Origin of the sequence: Sneathiella sp. HT1-7, assembly GCF_020731145.1 — a bacterium.
Taxonomy (GTDB): Bacteria; Pseudomonadota; Alphaproteobacteria; order Sneathiellales; family Sneathiellaceae; genus Sneathiella.
Map to the genome: position 1 here is coordinate 11,952 of NZ_JAJFZN010000006.1, position 21,249 is coordinate 33,200.

Sequence of the window (21,249 nt, forward strand, 5' to 3'; positions counted from 1 at the left end):
AAACTTCACGCAAAAGAATTCTTTGGAGAGAGAAACCCATGTCAAAGCGCAAAACTATGACGACAACGGCCGGAGCGCCGATCAGTGACAATCAAAACTCCCTTACAGCAGGGCCGCGTGGACCTCTCCTGATGCAGGACTATCAACTGCTTGAAAAACTCGCCCATCAGAACCGGGAACGTATCGCCGAACGTGTAGTGCATGCTAAGGGCTGGGGGGCACATGGTACATTCACGGTCACCCACGATATCAGCAAATATACGCGTGCAAATATTTTTTCCGAAGTGGGTAAGAAGACGCCAATGATTGCCAGATTCTCAACCGTTGCCGGTGAGAAGGGTGCCGCAGATGCCGAACGGGATGTGCGCGGCTTCGCCCTCAAATTTTACACGGAAGAAGGTAACTGGGATCTGGTTGGCAATAATACGCCAGTCTTCTTCGTGCGGGATGCACTGAAATTCCCGGATTTTATTCATACACAAAAACGCCATCCGCGTACTAACCTGCGATCCCCAACTGCAATGTGGGACTTCTGGTCCCTGTCGCCTGAAAGCCTGCATCAGGTAACCATCCTGATGTCAGATCGCGGTCTGCCCGTGGCACCGATGTATATGAATGGGTATGGATCACATACATATAGCTTCTGGAATGAAGATGGAGAGCGTTTCTGGATCAAGTTCCATTTCAAGACGAAACAAGGGCATAAACATTATACTAATGAAGAGGCCACAAAAATTGTTGGCGAATCCCGTGAATCCTATCAAGAAGAGCTGTTCGGCACTATCGAGCGTGGTGAGTTTCCGAAATGGTCGGTAAATGTTCAGGTGATGCCTGAAATGGATGCTGAGAATACTCCCTACAACCCCTTCGATCTGACCAAGGTCTGGCCACATGGTGACTATCCTTTGATTGAGGTTGGTGAAATGGAACTTAATCGTAATGCGGATAACTATTTCGCGGAAATAGAGCAGGCCGCTTTCAGTCCGTCCAATGTTGTGCCGGGAATAGGTTTCAGCCCTGACAAAATGCTGCAGGCCCGTATTTTCTCTTATGCGGATGCGCATCGTCATCGTCTGGGTACACATTATGAAGCATTGCCGATCAATGCGCCGAAATCCGAAGTGCATCATTATCACAAGGACGGTGCGATGCGGTTTTTCCGGAATGATACTGGTAATCCCGATGCCTATTATGAACCAAACTCAATGAATGGGCCGGTAGAAGATGAGAGCTATCGCGAACCACCATATCGAATTTCAGGTGATGCGGATCGGTATAATCACAGGGAAGGTAATGATGATTATGCCCAACCGCGGGCGCTCTTTAACCTGTTTGATGCGGGGGAGAAAGATCGGCTCTTCTCCAATATTGCCGCCGCAATGCAAGGGGTGCCAGAGGAAATAGTTCAGCGACAGCTCGGCCATTTTTATAAAGCTGATCCTGCCTATGCGGAAGGCGTCGCCGCTAAGCTTGGAACGACTATCTCAGAGAGTATTAAAGCCGTCTAATTGAATCCCAAGCGGAAAGCCCCTTGAATGTTTCTTTCAGGGGGCTTTTCTTATGTCTGAATACCGAACACATAAACTCAGGATAGAAACAGTCGATCCGTCGCGATCTTTTTCCAGGCATTGACATCCGGTGGCCCCGCGGCCCTGATCTTCAGATCGCGCAGACCCCTGCCAAGCCAACTTTGCATATTTTGCAAATGACTGAGCGGGGCGTCGGCAAAATGGATGGTTCGCTCGACTTTTCGCTCTCTTTTTTCCTGATAGGTTATCAGCGCTTGATCGACATTTTGCATCGCCAGTGCATCAGCGAGGCAGCGACTGTCGGCAAGCGCCATCGCGACGCCTTGCTGTATCAAAGGGGAGCATCCGTTGGCGGCGTCACCGACAAAAACAACACGTCGGTCAAAGAAACAGGGTTTAACAACAGATTTTAGCCGGTTCGTCAGAATTTCGATGTCATCAATCTGTGACAAAATATATGGGACAGGGCCGCCGTAACCTGAGAAAATCTTTTTAATATTTTCATGTGCATTTTCGCCCAGAACGATGTCATTCAGATCCTCATATACATGACCATAGCAATAAAGCATGTCGTCACTGATGGGGTAGACCGTGAAGAGGTCCGTCTGTCCGACCATATGTAGCGGTTGCAAGCTATGTTCGGGGAAGGGGCTGACAAATCGCCATCCGATGACGTTGTGATCAAGGAGCATTTCCTGTCCCTCGAAATTTTTCTGCCGCACAAGAGAGCTAATTCCATCCGCCGCGATCAGTAGGTCGTAAGAACCATTAAGAAGTTCGTTGGTGCAGGTGATGTTGACCGCATCGTCACCATGCTCAACGGTCAGTATTTCCGTGTTGTAGCGGACTTTTCTTTCAAGCCCCTCCAGCATGGCAGTATCAAGATCTTCTCGATTGAGCGCTATGAACTGGTCATTCTCGAATGGTGGCTCCGTCAAGCTTGCTGTCTTGATAACTTTGCCGGTTACTTTGCTGTAAGTTATTGTCGAGGCTTCGAAGTATCTGCCTTCCAGACGTTCCAATACATCAAGGGCTTTAAGCTCTCTGACGGCATTAAAAGGAAGAACCAAGCCAGTATGTGTGATTGCTTCCGATGACCGTTTTTCAACAATCTCGAAGTCAATCCCAAACCTTGTAAGCCATTGAGCAACGGACAAGCCTGCAATCCCGGCACCTACGATCAGAATTTTCGATGTCAAACCGGTATGTTCCTTATAGTCGTCACGCCATTATACAATACAGCCGGATCATATAATTATTCTCGGCTAAATCAAAGACGGTTGTTAGGGCAGTCTGTCAGAACTCCTATTCCGCTAGTTGGTTAACGGATGGTCAACACTTTCGGGTTAATACTAAATAAATCCGAATTGTTCCAACCGGGAAAATTATTTGGCTAAATTTCGCAATAGCTTGCGTACCAAACAGCGCAGGGGGTATGGCTCATGTTAAGTGAATTAGCCATTCTCATCTGCTTGACTGTTATGCTCGCCGTGTTTTGGCGGCGAAAAAATCGGCTCACTCACGTCAAATTAGGACGAGATCTGATAAGCTACGGCTTGCTGATAGTGGTCTTCTCGTCTCTCATTGATGTATTGTTTGTTGGTGATGGCTCCGCGTACGACATTGGCTTTAGTAATGAAAGCTCGTTGGAAATCTGGCGAGTTGTTGCTTATCTGCCGGGTCTCGTGCTTGTTGCCGTGGGCATGATGCGCATGTTTCCAGCTATCGAGCGTCTAAACGAGGAAATTAAGGCCAGAATAGTTTCTGAAGAAAAACAGCGGGAACAAAATAAACGTCTGCAGCAGACCATCATCCGGGCTGAGATGGCGGAAAATACACTTCTTGACGCCATTGAATCGATGCCTGAAGCCGTGGCAATCTTTGATACGAATGACAGACTATATGTATGCAACAATCCCTACCGGGAACGATATAAAGACATACTGGACGAGGTTAAGCCCGGCATACATTTTAATGACCTTGTCCAAAAGATGGTCGCACTTGGCCGCGTGGCGGAGGCCGTCGGACGAGAAGAGGAATATATCGCTGCACGGATCAAGGAACATCAGAATCCTGGCGATCCGGTAGAGCAGGAGTTCCACGATGGGCGGGTTTACCGGTTGTCCGAGACTAAGACAAAAGCCGGAGGCACCGTTTCCATTCGAACGGATATTTCGGATATCCGCATCCGTGAGCAGGCCCTAAAAGAAAACCGCGCAAAACTTGAGGAAGCCCAGTCCATTGCACAAATCGGAAGCTGGAATCATGATGCTGTCGCCAAAAAGCATGAATGGTCTGATGAAGTTTTCCGCATTCTCGGGTATGAAGTCGGCGAAGTTGAACAATGCTATGCCAATTTCATACCGCGAGTTCATAAAAACGATGTTGAGCGGCTTCGTTCAACTTTTGAAAGCAGCATTAAAAATTGTCATCCATTCGAAACGGAATTCCGAGTGGTGCATGATGACGGCAAGATAGTTTATCTCCGGCTACTAGGGCGTTTGACTGCTGATGAGAACGGCACCCTCACCGGTGCCACTGGAACGGTGCAAGATATTACTGCGCAGCATCAATTCGAGCGCGAATTGATACAGGCGAAACTGGAAGCAGAAGAGGGAACGCGTTCGAAATCCCTGTTTCTTGCGAATATGAGCCATGAACTCAGAACACCGCTAAACGCCGTAATCGGCTTTTCCGAAGTCCTGGCAAAGGAAATTTTTGGACCTTTGGCAAATGACCGCTATCGTGAATACGCAGATAATATCCAATCCTCCGGCAGGCATCTGCTGTCGCTAATCGATGATATTCTTGAATACTCGCGATTGGAATCTGATTCAATCGAGCTTCAGGAAACAGAATTCAATCTCCTGAAGGTCATAGAATCAACAAAAACAATGCTGGCAGCCAAGGCAGCGGAAAAATCGATTGGCTTCTCTATTTCAGGAAGCCTTGATATTGCAATACGTGCTGATGAAAGAAAATTTAAGCAAGTACTTATTAATCTTGTTAATAATGCCATAAAATTCACGCCAGAAAATGGACATATTGAGTTGGACTTGTCCGCGGATTCGGATGACTTCATATCTTTATATGTCATTGATAACGGCTATGGCATCAGCAAAGAGGAAATCAAAAATGTGATGCGCCCGTTTGGTCGCACGCATCATTCTATTTCTAAATCGATTGAAGGAACCGGCCTTGGTTTACCGCTTGCAAAATCCATCATTGAATTGCATGGCGGCATATTGAAAATTAGCAGTAATGGTAATACTCAGGGCACCACAATCGAGATACGTCTTCCGAAATCTCGGATCGGTGGCCTGCAGCAGGATGCTCCTCCCCTGAACCTGATTGCCCGGCCTTGAACGGGGCCCAAATCCTTCGCTTGCATGTGAATCTTTATGTAGCGTAGTCGTATTTTATCTGCTAATGAGCTTCACCGAAAAAATTGGATTTCAACAACTAAACAGGTGGAACATTAGAATTGCAACTGCTCCAGGATTGTGAGGGCTATGTCGCTGATCGCGAGCAAGCCCTAGCCGGTTTGCGGCGATATGAAAACGAAGCGACAGCTCTTGAAATCGAGCAGTCAAACGATGCTGTCCACTTTCTGTATATCGACAAGATTGCAGAGGCGGCCAACACCTTTCTTTCCGGATTTCCAGGTACATGTCTTTATGCGGCGAAAGCTAATCCGCATCCGGCGCTTCTGCGTCTGCTGTGGGCGGCGGGTATTCGTCACTTTGAAGTCGCGTCGATCCGGGAGATTGAGAATCTGCGGCGGGACTTTCCGCTTGCGCAGCTCTATTTTATGCATCCGGTCAAAAGTCGGCAGGCGATCGCCCGCGCCTATGCGCTTGGCGTACGTCACTTTGCTTTTGACAGCCTGGAGGAACTTCGCAAGATAAAGCAGGAAACCGGCCATGCCGAAGACCTCTCTCTGATGCTACGGCTCAGCGTCTCGCAGGTTGGGGCTGCCTATCCGTTGGACAATAAATTTGGCGCGACATTGATGGAAGCACCACTTCTGTTAACGCATGCCCGCCAGATCGCGGAGAAAGTCGGCGTGACGTTCCATGTCGGATCGCAATGTCTTGAGGTCGAAGCCTACGTCAATGCCATCTACAATATCGCCAATATGCTCGAAGGTTGCGGCGTCAAGATCGATATGATTGATGTCGGCGGTGGGTTTCCGATTTCATATCCGGATATGGAGCCAGTACCTTTGCAGGATTACTTCGATGCCATCGCCAAGGCTCTTATGGAATGCGGCTTTGAAGATCTCGAGATTTTCTGTGAGCCTGGTAGGGCCATGGTTGCGGCAGGCGGTTCGGTTGCGGTGCGTGTGGAGCTTCGCCGTGGGCAGTCGCTCTACCTGAATGATGGGACCTATGGATCGCTTTTTGATGCGGGTCAGCTAGGCTGGTCATACCCGATCGAGATTTACCGCGCCGGAAGGCTGGAAGTTCCGTCGGAAATGTCTCTTTTCCAACTCTATGGGCCGACCTGCGATAGCATCGACAAGATGCAGGACAGATTGTCGATTCCCGACGATGTTTGCGAAGGGGATTGGCTTATATTCCATCATTTGGGGGCCTATGGTTATGCCATGCAAACCAAGTTTAATGGATTCTATTCCGAAACCGTCGTAGCGATAGAAAACGCCGCCGGGTTCGTGTAACGCAACAATTCAATATAAGGTATTGAGGTAACAATTATGAAAACCTCTCAAAGTAACGATAAGGCGGCTCTCCTTTCGAAGACCGTCGAACATATCGATATAAAAAGTTTTGATGCCCGTCCGATCATTGATGCCATGGGGAAGATGTCTTTCACCTCGCGCGATCTCGCACGGGCGACGGAAATTTTCAACATGGCCGTGGAAGATCCGGATTGCGCCGTTATCCTGACCTTGGCGGGTTCAACCTCCGCCGGTGGCTGCATGCATGTCTACCGGGATTTAGTGGAACTGGGCATGGTGGACGCGATCGTATCCACTGGGGCGTCTATCGTTGATATGGATTTTTTCGAGGCACTCGGCTTCCGCCATTATCAGGCTGACAGCGCAGTCGATGATAATGATCTGCGGGCGCTCTATATAGATCGTATTTACGATACCTATATCGACGAGGAAGAGCTGCAGAATTGCGATGAAACGATCAAGATGATCGCAGATGGTTTGGAGCGGCGCGCTTATTCCTCCCGTGAATTTATTCAAGAAATGGGCCGTTGGCTTAAGACCAATGCGGTTAAGAAAAATTCTCTGATTGAAACCTGCTACGATCACGATGTACCAATTTTTGTGCCAGCTTTTTCCGATTGCTCGGCCGGGTTTGGTTTGGTCAAGCATCAAGTGGAAAATCCGGATGCACACCTCAGCATCGACAGCGTGAAGGATTTCCGCGAACTCACAGAAATCAAGATAGCTGCGGGGACCACCGGTCTGCTGATGGTGGGGGGGGGTGTTCCGAAAAACTTTGTGCAGGACACAGTTGTTTGTGCAGAAATCCTTGGCAAAGAAGTTGATGTGCATAAATACGCCGTGCAAATTTCGGTCGCTGATGTGCGTGATGGTGCCTGCTCCTCCTCAACCCTGAAAGAAGCGGCGAGCTGGGGAAAAGTCAGCACAAGTCTGGAACAGATGGTTTTTGCGGAAGCCTCTTCCGTGATTCCTCTTCTGGCGTCAGACGCCTATCACCGTGGTGGATGGAAGGACCGTAAGTCCAAAAGATTCTCAAAACTGTTTCAGTAGCAGATTGTTGGATTAACGCCATGAAGGCACCATTTGATATTTTTCCCTCGGAAGAGGGATTTCTGGGATTGCCGGCCGAAGAGGCCGTTGATTACGCAGCGGCCAAAGCGGTAATCATCCCTTTTGGTCTTGAAGGTTCCGTCAGCTATGGAGGCGGGACCGCTAAGGGGCCTGCGGCGATGATCGAGGCGAGCCATCAGGTGGAGCTTTTCGATGAAGATCTGTGGTGCGAACCGTTTCGCGACTTTGGCGTCGTTACTATGCGGGAGATTCCTGTCGACGGCAGCGACATCAAGAAGGCGGTTGAAAATCTGGCGGGATTGACGGGTTCTGTATTATCGGATCAAAAATTCCCTCTCGTATTCGGCGGGGAACATTCCATTACACCCGGCGCGATACGGCCGTTCCTTGAAAAATATGATGATCTGATCATCCTGCATTTCGACGCCCACGCCGATTTGAGGGATGGTTATGAGGGGGAGCATTACTCCCACGCTGCGGCCATACGACGTGTGCTCGATCATCCCACGGTGCCGATCGTCTCGATCGGGATACGAAATATTTCGGCAGAGGAAATTCCTTTTCTGGAGGCAAACCGGCATCGCATTACGATCCATTGGGGAAAAGACCGTGAAATCTGGCGGATTGAAGACATCGTTGCACCGCTGAAAGATCGTCCCATTTACCTGACATTCGATCTCGATGGATTTGATGGCTCTGTTATGCCTGCGACCGGGACCCCTGAACCGGGTGGCCTCTTCTGGAATGATGCGATTAACATCATCAAGGCTGCGTCAAAAGCCGGGAAAATTGTGGGGGCCGATATCAATGAACTGGCGCCAATTAGTGGTTTTCACGCACCAAATTTTCTGGCGGCAAAGTTAGCCTATAAAATCCTTTCCTATTCTTTTTCGCGCTGACCGCCTTGAAAACAGCAAGGTTTTTCCTCTTTTTTGGATAAAATTTGCCTTATTTCCCGGCCATATTGCTAGTTCTAGCAGGAGGGCAGGAAATGAGGAATACGCATTCTATGGGTAATCGGAGCAATGTGATCACCCGACTAAGTTCGGTGGCTAAATCTTATCGGTCGCAAATCAGCCTTGTTACCGTCACAGCGTTTTTGGGGCTGGCGATTGTTATGAACATCGCTATGGCGTCCGAAACAACCACGGAAAAGGCGCAGGCTCAGGTGGCATACCTCAAAAAGATTCCTTCTGAGACAAGCTCATCCGTCCATTAGGGAAACCACTACCGTGCGGCCAACCCATCCTGTTTCATGCGCCAAAGACATGCTTCCACCCTATCCTGCCCGAAGAAAGCTTCGTTCTTGTAGGCAAGGGTAGGGACGCCCCAATGACCCGATTTTTCGAGGGCAACCTGATTGTCCTCGACCTTGGCAGCATAACCGTCGAAATCCTTCTCGACGAGGTTATCAAGATATGCAAGGTCAAATCCGGCATTTTTTGCCGCATTGGCAAGGTGATCACCTTCATGCCAGCCGCGCACCTCACCATTCCACAAAAGACGGGAAATATTATCGATAAAATCAAGCCCGTCACCTGTTTCCGCCGCAGCAATACCGAGATGCGTTAGCCGATGAATGAAAGGTTGTTCCGCCGGAACTTCTTTTGTCTGCCTGTTCATTTTAACGGGGTCGGGCCTCGGCCAGGAAATGGGGATGCCGTTCATATCACCCACCCTCTGAATGTCAGTCAGGAGGTAGTCGATCCAGAGTGGATGCACATCCTTGAAGAATTCGGGCGTACGAATTGCGATGGGATAAACCGGACGGACATTGACCTGAAGTGCATACTCCTTTCTCATTTCTACGATCCGGCGCGTAGCCAGATATGAGTAGGGACTTCTGAACGACCAGAAAAGATCAACGCTATGGGGCATGGTTTTCTCCATTGTTATTTGTTACTTTTTGTTCACAATAAATGGTTATAGTGCCCGCAGCCAAGTAGTTTTCTATGTCGCTATAGCGGGTTATGTGAAGTTCGACGGTTTTCTATGAAAACTATGGCCAGTTTAGTGTCGCACCCTGAAGTACAGTTTAAGAGATAACATGCCATTTTTTCATATTTTAGTGCTTGCGGCTATTCAGGGAATTACAGAGTTTCTGCCAATTTCGTCCAGCGGACATCTTCTGGTAATCCCGACGATTACAGGCTGGGCGGATCAGGGGCAAACGATTGATATTGCCGTCCATGTCGGGACACTTGTGGCCGTGGTAGCTTACTTCAGAAAAGATGTTCAGGAAATAGTATTGGCGTTCCTGCGCCCGACGGATAGTTCCCGTGTAGAGGGTCGGCGACTTGGTTGGCATATCCTCATCGCCAGCATTCCCGTCGTGATCGCGGGGGGGGCTATGTACTACTTTATTCAGGGTGAACTCCGGTCTATCCTGCTGGTCGCAGGGACGACCATTATCTTTGGATTGTTCCTTGGTTGGGCAGACAAAAATTTTCCGGTGACGAAGAAGATAGGCACGATATCTGTATTGGATTCCTTTGTGATTGGGCTTTTTCAGGTTCTCTCACTTCTACCGGGGACCAGCCGATCAGGAATAACAATGTCCGCCGCCCGCATGCGCGGACTAAGCCGGAGCGATGGCGCACATTTCTCTATGTTGCTCTCTATTCCGACAATTCTCGGCGCGGGGACACTTGCGGCTTATCATCTGATTAAGATGGGAGATACTGATGTCGGTTTGGACGCCGTTCTTGCCGGGGTTATCTCCTGTCTCGTGGCCTTCCTTGTTATCAGCCTTCTGATGCGCTGGATCGAGAAAATTGGCTTTACGCCCTTTATCATCTACCGGCTAATCTTGGGTGTGTTGCTTCTCGCTCTTTATTTTGCGACGTAGGTTGCCTTTCTACTCCAGAGTGGTGCGCAATCAAAATGCTTGATTATTCCTGCCTGACACACCATTTCTTCTAAAAGGTGAACGGGGCAGACTGCGCATGATTACACTGCGAAAAAAAGACTTGAGTACCTTGCCGCTTATCGGAGTGGGGATTTTCTTTGCCCTGTTTCTTCTCTCATCACCTGTTTCCGCATCGGAGAATGAAACGGATTTACACTATTCCGTGTATCTGGGCGGATTATATCTTGGCAGTATCGAGACAGAGGTCCGGCAAGGTAAAAGCAACTACAAGATTCAAAGTGCTGCCCGCACCAATGCGACGTTTAAGTGGGTCCTGAACTGGTTTGCGAAGGGTGAAACCGAGGGCCTAGTCAGCCTCGACAAATTTTTTCCGCAACAGCATCAACACAAAAGCACCTGGAACGACAACGTCCGTGTAGTTTCGATGGATTATACCAATGCAGGCGAGGTTCAAGTGCAGAAAACGGATACGCGTGAAGGTCCGTCAAGCAAACTGACACCAATTGATCCTGCGAGCCTGACGAATACACTTGATCCGATGACCGCCATTTTGACGATGACTAACCGTTTGGAAAAGGGCGAGGGCTGCAAAGCTGAACTCCCGATTTTCGATGGGCATCGTCGATATGACATAATGCTTTCGGAAAAGCCGGCACGTTATTTTAAGCCCTCTCGCTACTCCGTTTTCGAGGGAAATGCGATTGGATGCAAAATCGATATCGTCAGAAAAGGTGGCTTCCCAGTAAAGCGGAACTATGACCGCGACCCCAATGCCAATCAGGAGGTAATCGTGTGGGTCGGCGCACCCATCGAGAATGGTCATGTTGTCCCGGTCCGCCTGCGAATGGAAACTCAGTTTGGCATGATGGAAATGCATCTCGACCGATATCGAGAAGGTCCCATGCAGCTGGTGAGTAACAATTCGAAATAGGCACCAGTTTGCATATGGGAAGTATGGCAATAGTTCCGCGAATAGACTAAAGAAGGTTGGTCTATGACTAATTATTCTTCTATAGGTAGCCTGGGTCGTTCATAAGAAGCGAATTAATCCGTGTCGAGGGGAAAACGCAATGGCAGGGTCAGGTTTGATTAGCGGGTTACGTCAGAGGCGGCGCAGGGACGATCTTCCGGATATCGAGAATAACAAATATCTTTATGAGGCGTTGGACCAAAATAAGCGCGAGGGACTGATGCTGGCGGTTCGGGCCCGAACTATTTCCCTTGCAATCATTGGTGTTTTTCTGATTTACCTCAATCCGGACTGGTCGGTCATTTATTACGAAGTGCTGATTGCCGGTTTTTTGTTGATCGGCTGGTTGCAAGTTAAAGTCGGCCGGGTAGAACGATCGCGCGCGGAGTTGTTCCTGATCCTTCTGGATCTCGCGCTGATGACAATTGTCCTGATCGTTCCTAATCCTTGGGATCAACGCCCCTGGTCTGCGGCCATGCAATTCAAATTCGGGAATTTTCCCTATTTCTATATTCTATTGGCGGGCGCGGCCCTTGCATATTCCTGGCGGACCTTGCTGCCGGTCGCTGCCTTTACGACTGTTCTTTGGATGGGGGGCTATTTTTGGGCGGTCGCTCAACCATCGGACATCGCGGATCTGTCTGAGAAGGTGAAGTTGGCGCTTGCCGGATATCCACATGTTCTTGAATTCGTTGACCCGGATTTTATTTCGTTAGAGCAACGCATTCAGGAGGTTCTGGTCTTCTGTATTGTTGCCGGATTGCTCGGACTTAACGGTTGGCGGTCCCGTCGGTTGTTGGTCAGGCAGGCCGGTGTCGCGCGTGAACGCGCAAATCTTTCCCGGCATTTTCCGCCTAATATCGTCGATACCCTTGCTGAAAGTGATCAACCGCTTGGTGATGTCAGGTCCCAGAAGGTGGCGGTGCTATTTGCAGATATTGTTGGTTTTACGAAAATGGCGGAAGCGGAAACACCAGAACGAATTGTTGCGGTGCTGAGGCAGTTTCACACCCGGATGGAAGCTTGCGTATTTGACAATCACGGGACATTGGACAAGTTCCTCGGTGACGGCCTGATGGCAACTTTTGGTACGCCGGAGATAACAGAGGAAGATGCGAAGAATGCCCTGCGATGCGCGGCGGCCATGCACCGGGAAATGAATATCTGGAACGAGAAACGGGCCAAAGAAGGATTGTCTCCTATTCGATTATCCGTCGGCATTCATTACGGCACGGTAGTCCTTGGAGATATCGGGTCTGAACGCAGGCTTGAATATGCGGTGCTTGGCGATGTCGTTAATGTCGCCAGCCGGCTGGAGGCATTAACCCGTGAACTGAATGCACACACGGTCGTCAGCGACAAACTTATAGAGGCCGCAGGCGGGGCGGCAATCGCCAAGGATTTGAATTTCATCGAAAATGGTACTCAGGCAATTCGCGGTCGCGATGAAACGGTGAAGACCTGGCTTCAGCCCTTGGCACTCACTCCGACTTAACCGGAGAGAAGGCGTGGGATGAACAGGGCGATTGCCGGGAAGAGGAGGATCAGCGCAATGCGCACTATTTCAATCCCGAAAAAAGGCATGCCCCCTTTGAAAGTGTCCGCCATTTTAACATCCCCTGCAAGGGCGCTGATGATAAAGACATTGAGGCCCACAGGTGGCGTTATCAGCCCAAGCTCAATAACAATGAGCGCAAGGATGCCAAACCAGATTTTCAGTTCATTCGCGTCCATACCGAAAGCGGCGGATTCCGCAGTCGCGTAGTCACCGCCATTGATCTCAACAAGGACGGGCCATAAAAAGGGAACGACAACGAGGATCATGGAAAGAGAATCCATAAAACAGCCGAGAATGATCAACGCAATCAACATGACGACGATGATCGACAGCGGATCAAGGCTACTTGCGCCTGCCCAGCTCGCCAAGGCTTCCGGGAGTCCAGCACGGGTGAAGAAGCCTTTCAATACCTCTGCCCCGAACAGGATGAAATAAATCATCCCGCTTGTAACGGCGGTGGCCAAAAGGGCCTCCTTGATACCTGCCAGGCTCAATCCTTCTCCAAAACGGCGAAGATAAAGACCATATACAAGAATTAGAAAGACGCCGATCCCGGCCGCAGGTGTGGGCGTGAAGAGACCAAGGCCAAGACCTAAGATGATGGCGCCAAAGATAACCACAACTGGGATAAGGCGGCGGATGGCAACGCGCCGTTCATCTTTGGCCATCGGGCGTGCCTCCGGCGCGAGGGAAGGCTTGATCCGCACCATTACAGCGATTGCGAAGATGAAGAAGAGCACCGCGATGAGGCCGGGAATGATCGCCGCCTGGAACATCTCGAGGATGGAGGCTTCGACGATAATCGCATAAATCACGAGGGCCACAGACGGGGGGATGAGAATCCCGAGTGTGCCGCCAGCCGCCAGTACGCCGGTTGCAAAGCCCGGTGCGTAATTGAGCCGCCTAAGCTCAGGCAGGGCGACCCGCCCCATTGTTGAGGCTGTGGCGAGAGAGGAGCCGCACACTGCGCCAAATCCTGCGCAGGCTCCGATTGCAGACATCGCGACACCGCCCCGGTATTTCCCGGCGAAGGCGTTGACGCCTTGAAAAAGATCGCGGCTTAGATTGGCATTGGAGGCGAGATACCCCATCAGGATAAACAGTGGAACAACGGAAAGATCGTAATTGGCGACTGAGTTCCATAGCAGGCTCTTGAATTGGTATAGATAGGGTTCAAACCGGATGTAGGGCAGGGCAAGGCTTAATGCGAAATTGCCGCCGATCCCCACCAGAACCATAGCCAGGCCCACCGGAATCCGAAGCGCCAGAAGAATAAAAAGGACACTGAGACCGAAGATGCCAATAAATTCACCGCTCACCCGTTTGTCCTTTTTTCGTTAAGCTGCATTGCCGCAACCAGAGCCCAGAGGATCAAGGACAGGATTCCCGGAACATAGAACGGCCAATTCGGCCAACCGAGTATAGGAGAGGACGCAAAATCCTCAAATGCGGAAAACATCCCCAGACTCATCCAATAGGCCAGAAACAAGGCCAGAATGATCGTAAGGGTCAGGGTTATTTTTTCTAGAATTAGCTGGGTTCGAATGGAAAAATGTTCCGCAAACAGATCAACCGCGACATGCCCTTTCTGCTTCTGACAATAGGGGAAAAACATCAGAGCGGCGGCACTGATTGCCAGCCGGACAAAATCTTCATATCCCGCCAGACCAGCGATATTTAGGTCAAAGAGTCGCGCAACCTTGTCCGCCCCGAAGGCGGCTGTATTTATTGTCGTGACGATAACAATCAGAAGGGTAAGGATGCCCGCCAACAAGGCCCAGCCGGATACTATCCAGTCCAGTTTTCTAGGCATACTTACCTCTTCAATCTGTCAGTTTACGTTTCGTTAGTTGGAATGCTTGGCGATAGCTTTACGCGCTTCATCGACAAGTTTCTGGCCGTCGATGCCACGGCCGTTTACTTCACTGACCCATCGCGCCACAACTTTGTCGCCAACTTCATCGAAGGTGCCTTTGGCAGCCGCATCAAGCTCAACAATCTGGCCTCCTGACTTTTCCTGCATGCCCATTCCGGGCTTTTCGACATTGTTCCAGACAACGCCCATTTCCTCTGAAAAAGCGGGTCCGATGTTATCATCGATCACTTTTTTAAGGTCATCCGGCAAGTTGTTATAGCTGTCCTTGTTCATCGCGAAGAGGAAAGTCGCCGTGCCGAACCGCTCATTATCTCCACCAACCAATGAGTAATTGGTGAGTTCTGCCAGCTTGAACGGCGGGAAAATCTCGAAGGGAACGAGACCGCCTTCAACAACGCCTTTGGAAAGGGACTGCGGCAAGTCGGGGAGTGGCATGCCAACCGGATCGGCACCCCAGGCTTCGATCATCCAGCCGCCACTCCGGGATGGTGTGCGGATTTTCATACCTTTCACGTCATCAAGCGATGTGACCTTTTTTGATGTCGTGTGCAAGGCATTGCCCGCATGCACATGGACGAGAAGGGGTTTCACATCCGAAAAATCGTCGGCAATCATCGGAAAAATTTCCTGAATGGCGGCATTTGTCGCCTTGGCATCTCCCTTATGAACCGTTGGCAATTCAAATACTTCTATGCGCGGGAAAACACCGGGAGTGTAGCCGGGCACAGTCCAGACCATATCTACAACACCATCGCGGACTTGCTGATAAAGCTCCGGCGGCTTACCGCCGAGTGCCATTGACGGAAAAATCTTGATTTCGATCCTGCCGTTTGAGTCTTTCGCAATTTTATCAGCCCAAGGCTGCAGCATTTTTGTATGCGCTGGCGCTTTCGGACTCAGAAAATGATGCAGAGTTAAAGTGATCTCGGCTGCATGTGCCGAAATCGCACCGGTAACCGCCATTGCAGTTGCCAAAGTTAAACCTAATAGCTTTTTCATATGTAACCTCCCAGTTTCGCCACACTTGTTCTTTGACAATCGATATGCGGCGATGATGTTGACATTAGCGATAATAGATCGGGCGTAAAATAAGTTTATGCTTCGTGCTATTCGTAAAACGAATGGATTGTAATTTTGTAACCGTCAACAAACTGGCGAAAAAATATCCAATGCGAAAAGGCTATGATTGACTTTCCGACCGGGGTTCATGAAGAGTTGTAATTAACAGGAAATCAGGGAGAGATACATGAAAGCTGCTGTCTGCCGGGAGTTTAACAAGCCGCTACAAATCGAGAATATCAGAATCGCACCGCCACAAGAGGGGGAAGTGCGAGTCAAGCTGGCGGCCTGTGCTATATGCCATTCGGACATTACCTATATGGATGGCGGCTGGGGCGGGACGCTGCCCATGGTGCTGGGCCATGAAGCCGCTGGGATCGTCATGGAAACTGGTGCGAGGGTTCGGAATATTCAGGTGGGTGACCCTGTTCTCGTCACACTAATTCGATCCTGTGGTCACTGCGCGGATTGCGAAAATGGGCAGCCATATATTTGCGCCACTCCCTTTCCGATCGACGAGGACAGTCGCCTAACGTCGGAAAAAGGTGAAAAGGTAGGGCCGGGACTCCATACCGGTGCCTTTGCCGAAGAGGTTGTTGTCGATCAATCACAGTTGGTAGTCCTTCCCAAGGACTTCCCGTTGGATGCGGCATCTCTTCTTTCCTGCGGGGTTATCACAGGACTTGGTGCGGTCGTCAATACGGCCGAGGTGGAATATGGCTCTTCCGTTGTAGTGATCGGATGTGGTGGCGTCGGCCTTAACGCAGTCCAGGGGGCGGCGCTGGTGAATGCGGCGCCGATTATTGCTCTTGATCTGGTGGAAGAGAAACTAGTTGCGGCGCGTGTCTTTGGGGCAACGCATACGATAAACCCCCTTGCGAATGATACGGCGAAGCAGGTCCGTGCGCTAACCCACGGACGCGGAGCCGATTATGTTTTTGTCGCGGCGGGTAGCCCCAAGGCATTCGAGCAGGGGCTGGACCTTCTCGCGCCGTCCGGGACGCTGGTGATTGTTGGGATGCCGCCAACAGGACAGAAAATAGAGGTGGAGGCCGGTAACATCGCCGGGTCAGGTCAGAAAATTCTTGGCAGCAAAATGGGGTCGACCCGGTTGCGTATCGATATCCCGAAACTGGTCGCGCTGTATGAGGCAGGTAACTTGAAACTGGACGAGTTGATTACAGGGCGATATCCGCTTGACCAGATCAACGAGGCAATTGATGAAGTTCGGGCGGACAAGGCCCTCAGAAACGTAATAATATTTGAGTAGATGCCATGAAACTAACCGATCTTGAAACCTTCGTTGTCGGTACGCCTCCCCCTCATTGGGGCGGGCAGTTCTGGGTTTTCGTCAAGCTGACAACCGACAGCGGCGTGACTGGAATAGGGGAAGCCTATGCTGCGCCGTTTCATCCCGATGTGACGGTCAAGATGATTGAGGATGTATTTGAGCGGCGTCTGCTCGGGATGGATCCCTTTCATATCGAGCGGATCTGGCGGCGGGTTTATTCCAGCGGATACACACAGCGGCCAGACTCGACCATGATGGCGGTGCTGAGTGCGCTTGAAATGGCATGCTGGGATATTAACGGGAAAGAAACAAATAAACCGGTTTATGAGTTGTTAGGAGGTAAGGTTCGTGAAAAGCTCCGGACCTACACCTATCTCTACCCAAAAGAGGGGGACACGACTGATGTTTATAGTGACCCCGACCTAGCGGCGGAGCGGGCAGCGGAAAATGTCGCGCTCGGATTTACTGGCGTAAAGTTCGATCCGGTGGGGCCGTACTCGGCTTTCGATCCGCGCCAACCATCGCTTGGCCGAATGGATCTGTCGGAAAAGCTAGTCGACCGGGTACGCGAAGCCGTCGGAGATAAAGCGGACTTGCTGTTTGGCACCCACGGCCAGTTGACAACCTCGGGCGCCATTCGTCTTGCGCGCCGCCTGGAGAAATATGATCCGCTCTGGTTTGAGGAGCCGACACCGCCGGAAAATGCAAATGAAATGGGCAAGCTCTCGCGCCAGACAACGATCCCGATCGCGACCGGGGAGCGACTTTGTACGAAATATGAGTTTCATCGCGTGCTGGAAAGTGGCGCGGCCTCAATCCTGCAAATGGCGCTCGGCCGTGTCGGCGGAATATTGGAGGGCAAGAAGATCGCCAGCATGGCGGAGGTTTATTACGCCCAGATCGCACCGCATATGTATTGCGGTCCCGTGTCAGCGATGGCGGATATTCAGCTCAGCACCTGCACGCCGAACTTTCTCATTCAGGAAAGCATCAACACCATGGGTGATTTCCATGCGGAAATTCTGAAGGAGCCGATCCAGTGGGAAGAGGGGTATATTATTCCGCCGACGAAACCGGGGCTCGGGATTGAGCTGGATGAAGAAGTCATCGCCAGCCATCCCTTCACAGGCGATCAGCTTCATCTGGAAATGGTCGATGATCCGGTGGTCTTTGAATAACTCAGCCGAAGTTCATATCGGCCACAAAGGGATTAGTTTCCCGCTCCTGACCGAAGGTGGAGAGGTTTCCATGCCCTGGAATGAAAGTAATGTCATCACCGAGCGGCCAGAGTTTTTCACGAATGGAATGGATCAGGTCTTCATGGTTGCCACGCGGAAAATCTGTCCGACCGATGGACCCCTGAAATAACACATCGCCGACAATGGCGACCCGTTCTTTCAGATTGACGAAGACAACATGGCCTGGTGTATGGCCGGGGCAATGCACGACGGTGAATTCTTCATTCCCGACGGTGACTTTGTCACCATCTTCCAGCCAGCGATCCGGCGTGAAAGCAAAAGATTCCGGAAAGCCGTATCTTGCGCATTGCGCTGGAAGTTGATCAATCCAGAATTTGTCATCCTTGTGGGGGCCTTCAATCGGAACGCCAAGTTTTTCGTGAAGTTCTTTCGTGCCGCCCGCATGATCGAGATGGCCATGGGTGATCAGGATTTTCTCGATTGTCACCCCCTGCTTTTCAGCAGCTTCAAGAATTTGGTCCAGATCGCCACCTGGGTCGACAACGGCGCCTTTCATGGTTTCCTCACACCAGATCAGGCTGCAGTTCTGGGCGAAAGGGGTAACGGGAATGATGACGGCTTTCATACAATACCGGAGCGTGAAATGCTCCGTCCTTTGTTAGTTAGTATTAGTTTATCTTTTAAGGGCGCCGAGAATACCACGAAGGAGGGCCTTGGCAATGCTGCGCCCAAACGAGGAACTGACGGCGCGGGTGAGAGACTTGATTGCAGCCTCCCCAACACTTTGCCGGTTTGACCGGCGCGCAGGCGCCTTTTTTGTCTCAACTGTTTCCGCTTCGGCTTTTGCTTTTTCCGCAGCCTTTGCTGCCTTCTCGGCTCGCTCCTGCAAAATTTCATAGGCCGATTCATTGTCAACCGTCTCATCATATTTGTCGGCAAGCGTGCTGTCGTTCAACACATGTTTACGTTCTGCCCGACTCACCGGCCCAAGTTTGGAGGAAGGGGGGCGGATCAACGTCCGCTCAACAATCGACGGTTCGCCTTTATTCTCCAATGTGGAAACCAGAGCCTCTCCCACACCGAGAGTAGTGATCACGTCCTCAACCTCGAAAGCGGGGTTGGGGCGATAGGTCTGGGCGGCGAGGCGAATTGCTTTTTGCTGCTTCGGGGTAAAGGCGCGCAGCGCATGCTGCACTCTGTTGCCCAACTGTCCCAGCACAGAATCCGGAATATCGTCCGGGCTTTGCGTGACGAAAAATACGCCAACGCCTTTTGACCGGATCAGGCGAACCACCTGCTCCACCTTTTCAAGCAGAGCCTTTGGAGCATCATTAAATAGCAGATGTGCTTCATCGAAAAAGAAAACCAATTTGGGCCGGTCAGAATCGCCAGCTTCGGGCAGCTCCTCGAACAGCTCGGACAGCATCCACAATAGAAACGTGCCATAAAGCCGCGGTGAATTCATCAGCTTGTCGGCGGCGAGAATATTGACCATGCCGCGTCCTTCGTGATCGGTGCGCATGAAGTCGCGAAGATCAAGCGCTGGCTCCCCAAAGAATTTGTCCGCTCCCTGATCCTCAAGGCGCAGCAATGCGCGCTGTATGGCGCCGATCGATTGCGGCGAGACGTTTCCGTATATCGCGGAAATTTCTTTTCTCTGCTCATTCACGACACCGAGAAGAGCGCGCAGGTCTTTCAGGTCCAGTAACAGCAGACCCTGCTCATCCGCGACCCGGAAGGTAATATTCATGACGCCTTCCTGCGTGTCGTTAAGCTCCAGCATACGAGAAAGCAAGAGAGGGCCGATTTCGGAAATCGTCGTCCGGACAGGATGGCCCTGCTTGCCGAACAAATCCCAGAAAACAGCGGGATAGGCCGCGCCTTTATACTCTTCCGAAAATCCGATCTTGTCGGCCCGCTTTGTCAGGAAACCCTGCATATCCGAAGTGTGGCACAGACCAGAGAGGTCGCCTTTTGCATCGGCGAGAAATACCGGGACGCCTGCGCTGGAAAACCCTTCCGTGAGAACTTGCAGGGTGACTGTCTTCCCGGTCCCGGTCGCCCCCGCAATCAAGCCGTGCCGGTTTCCCCATTTAAGCGGAAGATATTGATTGCTGCCGGCTCCATCATCGCTCTTGCCAATAAATATGCCGTCACTTTGTAAACAGGTCATGGTCAATAATTTCCTCAAACTTAAGATCGGGTCGGCTAACATAAAAAACGTTAGCCTTGAATTTATACAGGTTGTCCGGCGGCCTCAAGCATCCATTCGCGTACAGCGGCAAGCTTCGGTCGAGTGGCTTTGCGCGCCGACGACACAAGATGAAAGGAGTGGTTGGATCGACGCTCTATGTTGAACAACCTCACCAGTCTTCCCGATGCGACGGATTCCTGAACCAGCGCATCTATGCCGATGGTAACGCCGAGCCCATTTTCTGCGGCATGCAGCGCCATATTTGTGCTTTCAAAATGCAGCCCCTTGTTAGTGTTGACGTTGTGAACGTCGGCCTCTTCAAGCCAGCGGAGCCAGTCTGTCGGGCGCGGACTGTCATGGAGGAAAACCGCGTCGCGTAAATCCTCCGGCCGGGAGAATTTTTTGGCCATCTCCGGACTGCAAACTGGATAGGTGACCACTTCGAGTAGCTTGTCGATCCTCATGCCCGTAAGACCAGTTCCATCGGGTAGAACCTGAATGGAGAGATCAAAGTCGTCCCGTTCAAAATCCGCGGGATTGAGAGAAGTGATCAATTGTACATCTATATCCGAATGGCGTTCATAAAGGTCCGCCCATCTTGGGATCAACCAGCGTAGTGCAAAAGTCGGATAGGCACATATGGAAACGGCATTTCGTCGTGTCTCGCTGCGCAGGCGTGCCGATGCTGCCGCGATCTTCTCTAATGGCAAGGTGATTTCAGCTAGATATTGTCGGCCGACTGCGGTCAGTTCTATGCGCTTGTGGTGACGATGAAAGAGTGTTTTTCCCAGATATTGCTCTAATGTCTGAATCTGTCTGCTGACCGCCCCCGGGGTGACGCCTAACTCCTCCGCAGCTTGATTGAAGCTCAAATAGCGGCAGGCAGCTTCGAATGCCCGAAGCCCAGACGTAGAGGGAATATGAAGCATAT

At 50.9% G+C, this 21,249-nt stretch carries 19 protein-coding genes; 11 read left to right on the forward strand and 8 right to left on the reverse strand.

Annotation, left to right across the window (positions count from 1 at the left end; all coding sequences use genetic code 11):
- The first annotated feature begins 38 nt into the window (after positions 1–38).
- A complete protein-coding gene (locus LKE13_RS17485) occupies positions 39–1,508 on the forward strand; it encodes a catalase (protein ID WP_227952946.1) in 1,470 nt (489 codons plus the stop codon).
- Positions 1,509–1,585: 77 nt separating this feature from the next.
- Here the strand turns inward: LKE13_RS17485 and LKE13_RS17490 are convergent, their stop codons facing one another.
- Positions 1,586–2,728 (reverse strand): FAD-dependent oxidoreductase, encoded by a 1,143-nt coding sequence (locus tag LKE13_RS17490; RefSeq protein WP_227952948.1) that lies wholly within the window; start codon positions 2,726–2,728, stop codon positions 1,586–1,588.
- A 243-nt stretch (positions 2,729–2,971) separates the two neighbouring features.
- Here LKE13_RS17490 and LKE13_RS17495 point away from each other — a divergent pair, with 243 nt between their 5' ends.
- The 5 genes from LKE13_RS17495 (at position 2,972) to LKE13_RS17515 (ending at position 8,521) form a co-directional block, all read left to right on the forward strand.
- Positions 2,972–4,894 carry an ATP-binding protein gene (locus LKE13_RS17495; RefSeq protein WP_227952950.1) on the forward strand — a complete coding sequence of 641 codons (1,923 nt, stop codon included), beginning with the start codon at positions 2,972–2,974 and terminating at the stop codon, positions 4,892–4,894.
- A gap of 119 nt (positions 4,895–5,013) precedes the next feature.
- Positions 5,014–6,210 (forward strand): type III PLP-dependent enzyme, encoded by a 1,197-nt coding sequence (locus LKE13_RS17500; protein ID WP_227952951.1) that lies wholly within the window; start codon positions 5,014–5,016, stop codon positions 6,208–6,210.
- A 36-nt stretch (positions 6,211–6,246) separates the two neighbouring features.
- Positions 6,247–7,281, forward strand: a complete 1,035-nt coding sequence (locus tag LKE13_RS17505; protein ID WP_227952953.1) for a 1,9-bis(guanidino)-5-aza-nonane synthase — start codon at positions 6,247–6,249, stop codon at positions 7,279–7,281.
- Positions 7,282–7,301: 20 nt separating this feature from the next.
- Positions 7,302–8,201 (forward strand): agmatinase, encoded by a 900-nt coding sequence (gene speB, locus LKE13_RS17510; protein WP_227952955.1) that lies wholly within the window; start codon positions 7,302–7,304, stop codon positions 8,199–8,201.
- Positions 8,202–8,293: 92 nt separating this feature from the next.
- Complete coding sequence (locus LKE13_RS17515) at positions 8,294–8,521, forward strand: hypothetical protein (protein WP_227952957.1); 228 nt, start codon at positions 8,294–8,296, stop codon at positions 8,519–8,521.
- Between the two features lie 8 nt (positions 8,522–8,529).
- On the opposite strand, the gene LKE13_RS17520 is transcribed toward LKE13_RS17515, so the two are convergent.
- A complete protein-coding gene (locus LKE13_RS17520; protein WP_227952959.1) occupies positions 8,530–9,180 on the reverse strand; it encodes a 2-hydroxychromene-2-carboxylate isomerase in 651 nt (216 codons plus the stop codon).
- 169 nt (positions 9,181–9,349) lie between these two features.
- On the opposite strand from LKE13_RS17520, the gene LKE13_RS17525 reads away from it, so the two are divergent.
- From LKE13_RS17525 to LKE13_RS17535, 3 genes are all read left to right on the forward strand, one after another.
- Positions 9,350–10,150: an undecaprenyl-diphosphate phosphatase gene (locus LKE13_RS17525; RefSeq protein ID WP_227952961.1), complete on the forward strand. Its 801-nt coding sequence runs from the start codon at positions 9,350–9,352 to the stop codon at positions 10,148–10,150.
- Positions 10,151–10,247: 97 nt separating this feature from the next.
- Positions 10,248–11,102: a DUF3108 domain-containing protein gene (locus tag LKE13_RS17530; protein ID WP_227952963.1), complete on the forward strand. Its 855-nt coding sequence runs from the start codon at positions 10,248–10,250 to the stop codon at positions 11,100–11,102.
- 139 nt (positions 11,103–11,241) lie between these two features.
- On the forward strand, positions 11,242–12,636 hold the full coding sequence (locus tag LKE13_RS17535) for an adenylate/guanylate cyclase domain-containing protein (protein ID WP_227952965.1): 1,395 nt from the start codon (positions 11,242–11,244) through the stop codon (positions 12,634–12,636).
- Here the strand turns inward: LKE13_RS17535 and LKE13_RS17540 are convergent.
- The 3 genes from LKE13_RS17540 to LKE13_RS17550 are packed head-to-tail and all read right to left on the reverse strand — an operon-like array spanning position 12,633 to position 15,574.
- A complete protein-coding gene (locus LKE13_RS17540) occupies positions 12,633–14,018 on the reverse strand; it encodes a TRAP transporter large permease (protein ID WP_227952967.1) in 1,386 nt (461 codons plus the stop codon). The two genes, LKE13_RS17535 and LKE13_RS17540, sit on opposite strands and share 4 nt — an antisense overlap.
- Positions 14,015–14,512, reverse strand: a complete 498-nt coding sequence (locus LKE13_RS17545; protein WP_227952969.1) for a TRAP transporter small permease — start codon at positions 14,510–14,512, stop codon at positions 14,015–14,017. Before LKE13_RS17545 ends, LKE13_RS17540 begins: the two co-directional genes overlap by 4 nt.
- Before the next feature lie 33 nt (positions 14,513–14,545).
- Complete coding sequence (locus LKE13_RS17550) at positions 14,546–15,574, reverse strand: TRAP transporter substrate-binding protein (RefSeq protein WP_227952971.1); 1,029 nt, start codon at positions 15,572–15,574, stop codon at positions 14,546–14,548.
- 247 nt (positions 15,575–15,821) lie between these two features.
- Between LKE13_RS17550 and LKE13_RS17555 the strand changes: the two genes are divergently transcribed.
- Complete coding sequence (locus tag LKE13_RS17555) at positions 15,822–16,904, forward strand: Zn-dependent alcohol dehydrogenase (RefSeq protein ID WP_227952973.1); 1,083 nt, start codon at positions 15,822–15,824, stop codon at positions 16,902–16,904.
- 5 nt (positions 16,905–16,909) lie between these two features.
- Positions 16,910–18,103, forward strand: coding sequence for a mandelate racemase/muconate lactonizing enzyme family protein (locus LKE13_RS17560; RefSeq protein WP_227952975.1), 1,194 nt, complete (start codon positions 16,910–16,912; stop codon positions 18,101–18,103).
- 1 nt (position 18,104) lies between these two features.
- Here the strand turns inward: LKE13_RS17560 and LKE13_RS17565 are convergent, their stop codons facing one another.
- The 3 genes from LKE13_RS17565 to LKE13_RS17575 all read right to left on the reverse strand — a co-directional run bounded on the left by LKE13_RS17565 (position 18,105) and on the right by LKE13_RS17575 (position 21,247).
- The gene (locus tag LKE13_RS17565) at positions 18,105–18,749 is read right to left on the reverse strand and encodes an MBL fold metallo-hydrolase (protein WP_227952977.1); all 645 of its coding nucleotides are present in this window, start codon (positions 18,747–18,749) and stop codon (positions 18,105–18,107) included.
- A gap of 48 nt (positions 18,750–18,797) precedes the next feature.
- Positions 18,798–20,297 (reverse strand): helicase HerA-like domain-containing protein, encoded by a 1,500-nt coding sequence (locus LKE13_RS17570; RefSeq protein ID WP_227952979.1) that lies wholly within the window; start codon positions 20,295–20,297, stop codon positions 18,798–18,800.
- A gap of 62 nt (positions 20,298–20,359) precedes the next feature.
- Positions 20,360–21,247, reverse strand: a complete 888-nt coding sequence (locus LKE13_RS17575; RefSeq protein ID WP_227952980.1) for a LysR substrate-binding domain-containing protein — start codon at positions 21,245–21,247, stop codon at positions 20,360–20,362.
- Positions 21,248–21,249 lie beyond the last annotated feature (2 nt).

What these genes read in the sequence shown, in the direction of transcription:
- LKE13_RS17485 (WP_227952946.1), top strand. Translation starts at nt 39, where the DNA reads ATGTCAAAGCGCAAAACTATGACGACAACGGCCGGAGCGCCGATCAGT.
- LKE13_RS17495 (WP_227952950.1), top strand. Translation starts at nt 2,972, where the DNA reads ATGTTAAGTGAATTAGCCATTCTCATCTGCTTGACTGTTATGCTCGCC.
- LKE13_RS17505 (WP_227952953.1), top strand. Translation starts at nt 6,247, where the DNA reads ATGAAAACCTCTCAAAGTAACGATAAGGCGGCTCTCCTTTCGAAGACC.
- speB (WP_227952955.1), top strand. Translation starts at nt 7,302, where the DNA reads ATGAAGGCACCATTTGATATTTTTCCCTCGGAAGAGGGATTTCTGGGA.
- LKE13_RS17515 (WP_227952957.1), top strand. Translation starts at nt 8,294, where the DNA reads ATGAGGAATACGCATTCTATGGGTAATCGGAGCAATGTGATCACCCGA.
- LKE13_RS17520 (WP_227952959.1), bottom strand. Translation starts at nt 9,180, where the DNA reads ATGCCCCATAGCGTTGATCTTTTCTGGTCGTTCAGAAGTCCCTACTCA.
- LKE13_RS17525 (WP_227952961.1), top strand. Translation starts at nt 9,350, where the DNA reads ATGCCATTTTTTCATATTTTAGTGCTTGCGGCTATTCAGGGAATTACA.
- LKE13_RS17530 (WP_227952963.1), top strand. Translation starts at nt 10,248, where the DNA reads ATGATTACACTGCGAAAAAAAGACTTGAGTACCTTGCCGCTTATCGGA.
- LKE13_RS17535 (WP_227952965.1), top strand. Translation starts at nt 11,242, where the DNA reads ATGGCAGGGTCAGGTTTGATTAGCGGGTTACGTCAGAGGCGGCGCAGG.
- LKE13_RS17545 (WP_227952969.1), bottom strand. Translation starts at nt 14,512, where the DNA reads ATGCCTAGAAAACTGGACTGGATAGTATCCGGCTGGGCCTTGTTGGCG.
- LKE13_RS17550 (WP_227952971.1), bottom strand. Translation starts at nt 15,574, where the DNA reads ATGAAAAAGCTATTAGGTTTAACTTTGGCAACTGCAATGGCGGTTACC.
- LKE13_RS17555 (WP_227952973.1), top strand. Translation starts at nt 15,822, where the DNA reads ATGAAAGCTGCTGTCTGCCGGGAGTTTAACAAGCCGCTACAAATCGAG.
- LKE13_RS17560 (WP_227952975.1), top strand. Translation starts at nt 16,910, where the DNA reads ATGAAACTAACCGATCTTGAAACCTTCGTTGTCGGTACGCCTCCCCCT.
- LKE13_RS17565 (WP_227952977.1), bottom strand. Translation starts at nt 18,749, where the DNA reads ATGAAAGCCGTCATCATTCCCGTTACCCCTTTCGCCCAGAACTGCAGC.
- LKE13_RS17570 (WP_227952979.1), bottom strand. Translation starts at nt 20,297, where the DNA reads ATGACCTGTTTACAAAGTGACGGCATATTTATTGGCAAGAGCGATGAT.
- LKE13_RS17575 (WP_227952980.1), bottom strand. Translation starts at nt 21,247, where the DNA reads ATGCTTCATATTCCCTCTACGTCTGGGCTTCGGGCATTCGAAGCTGCC.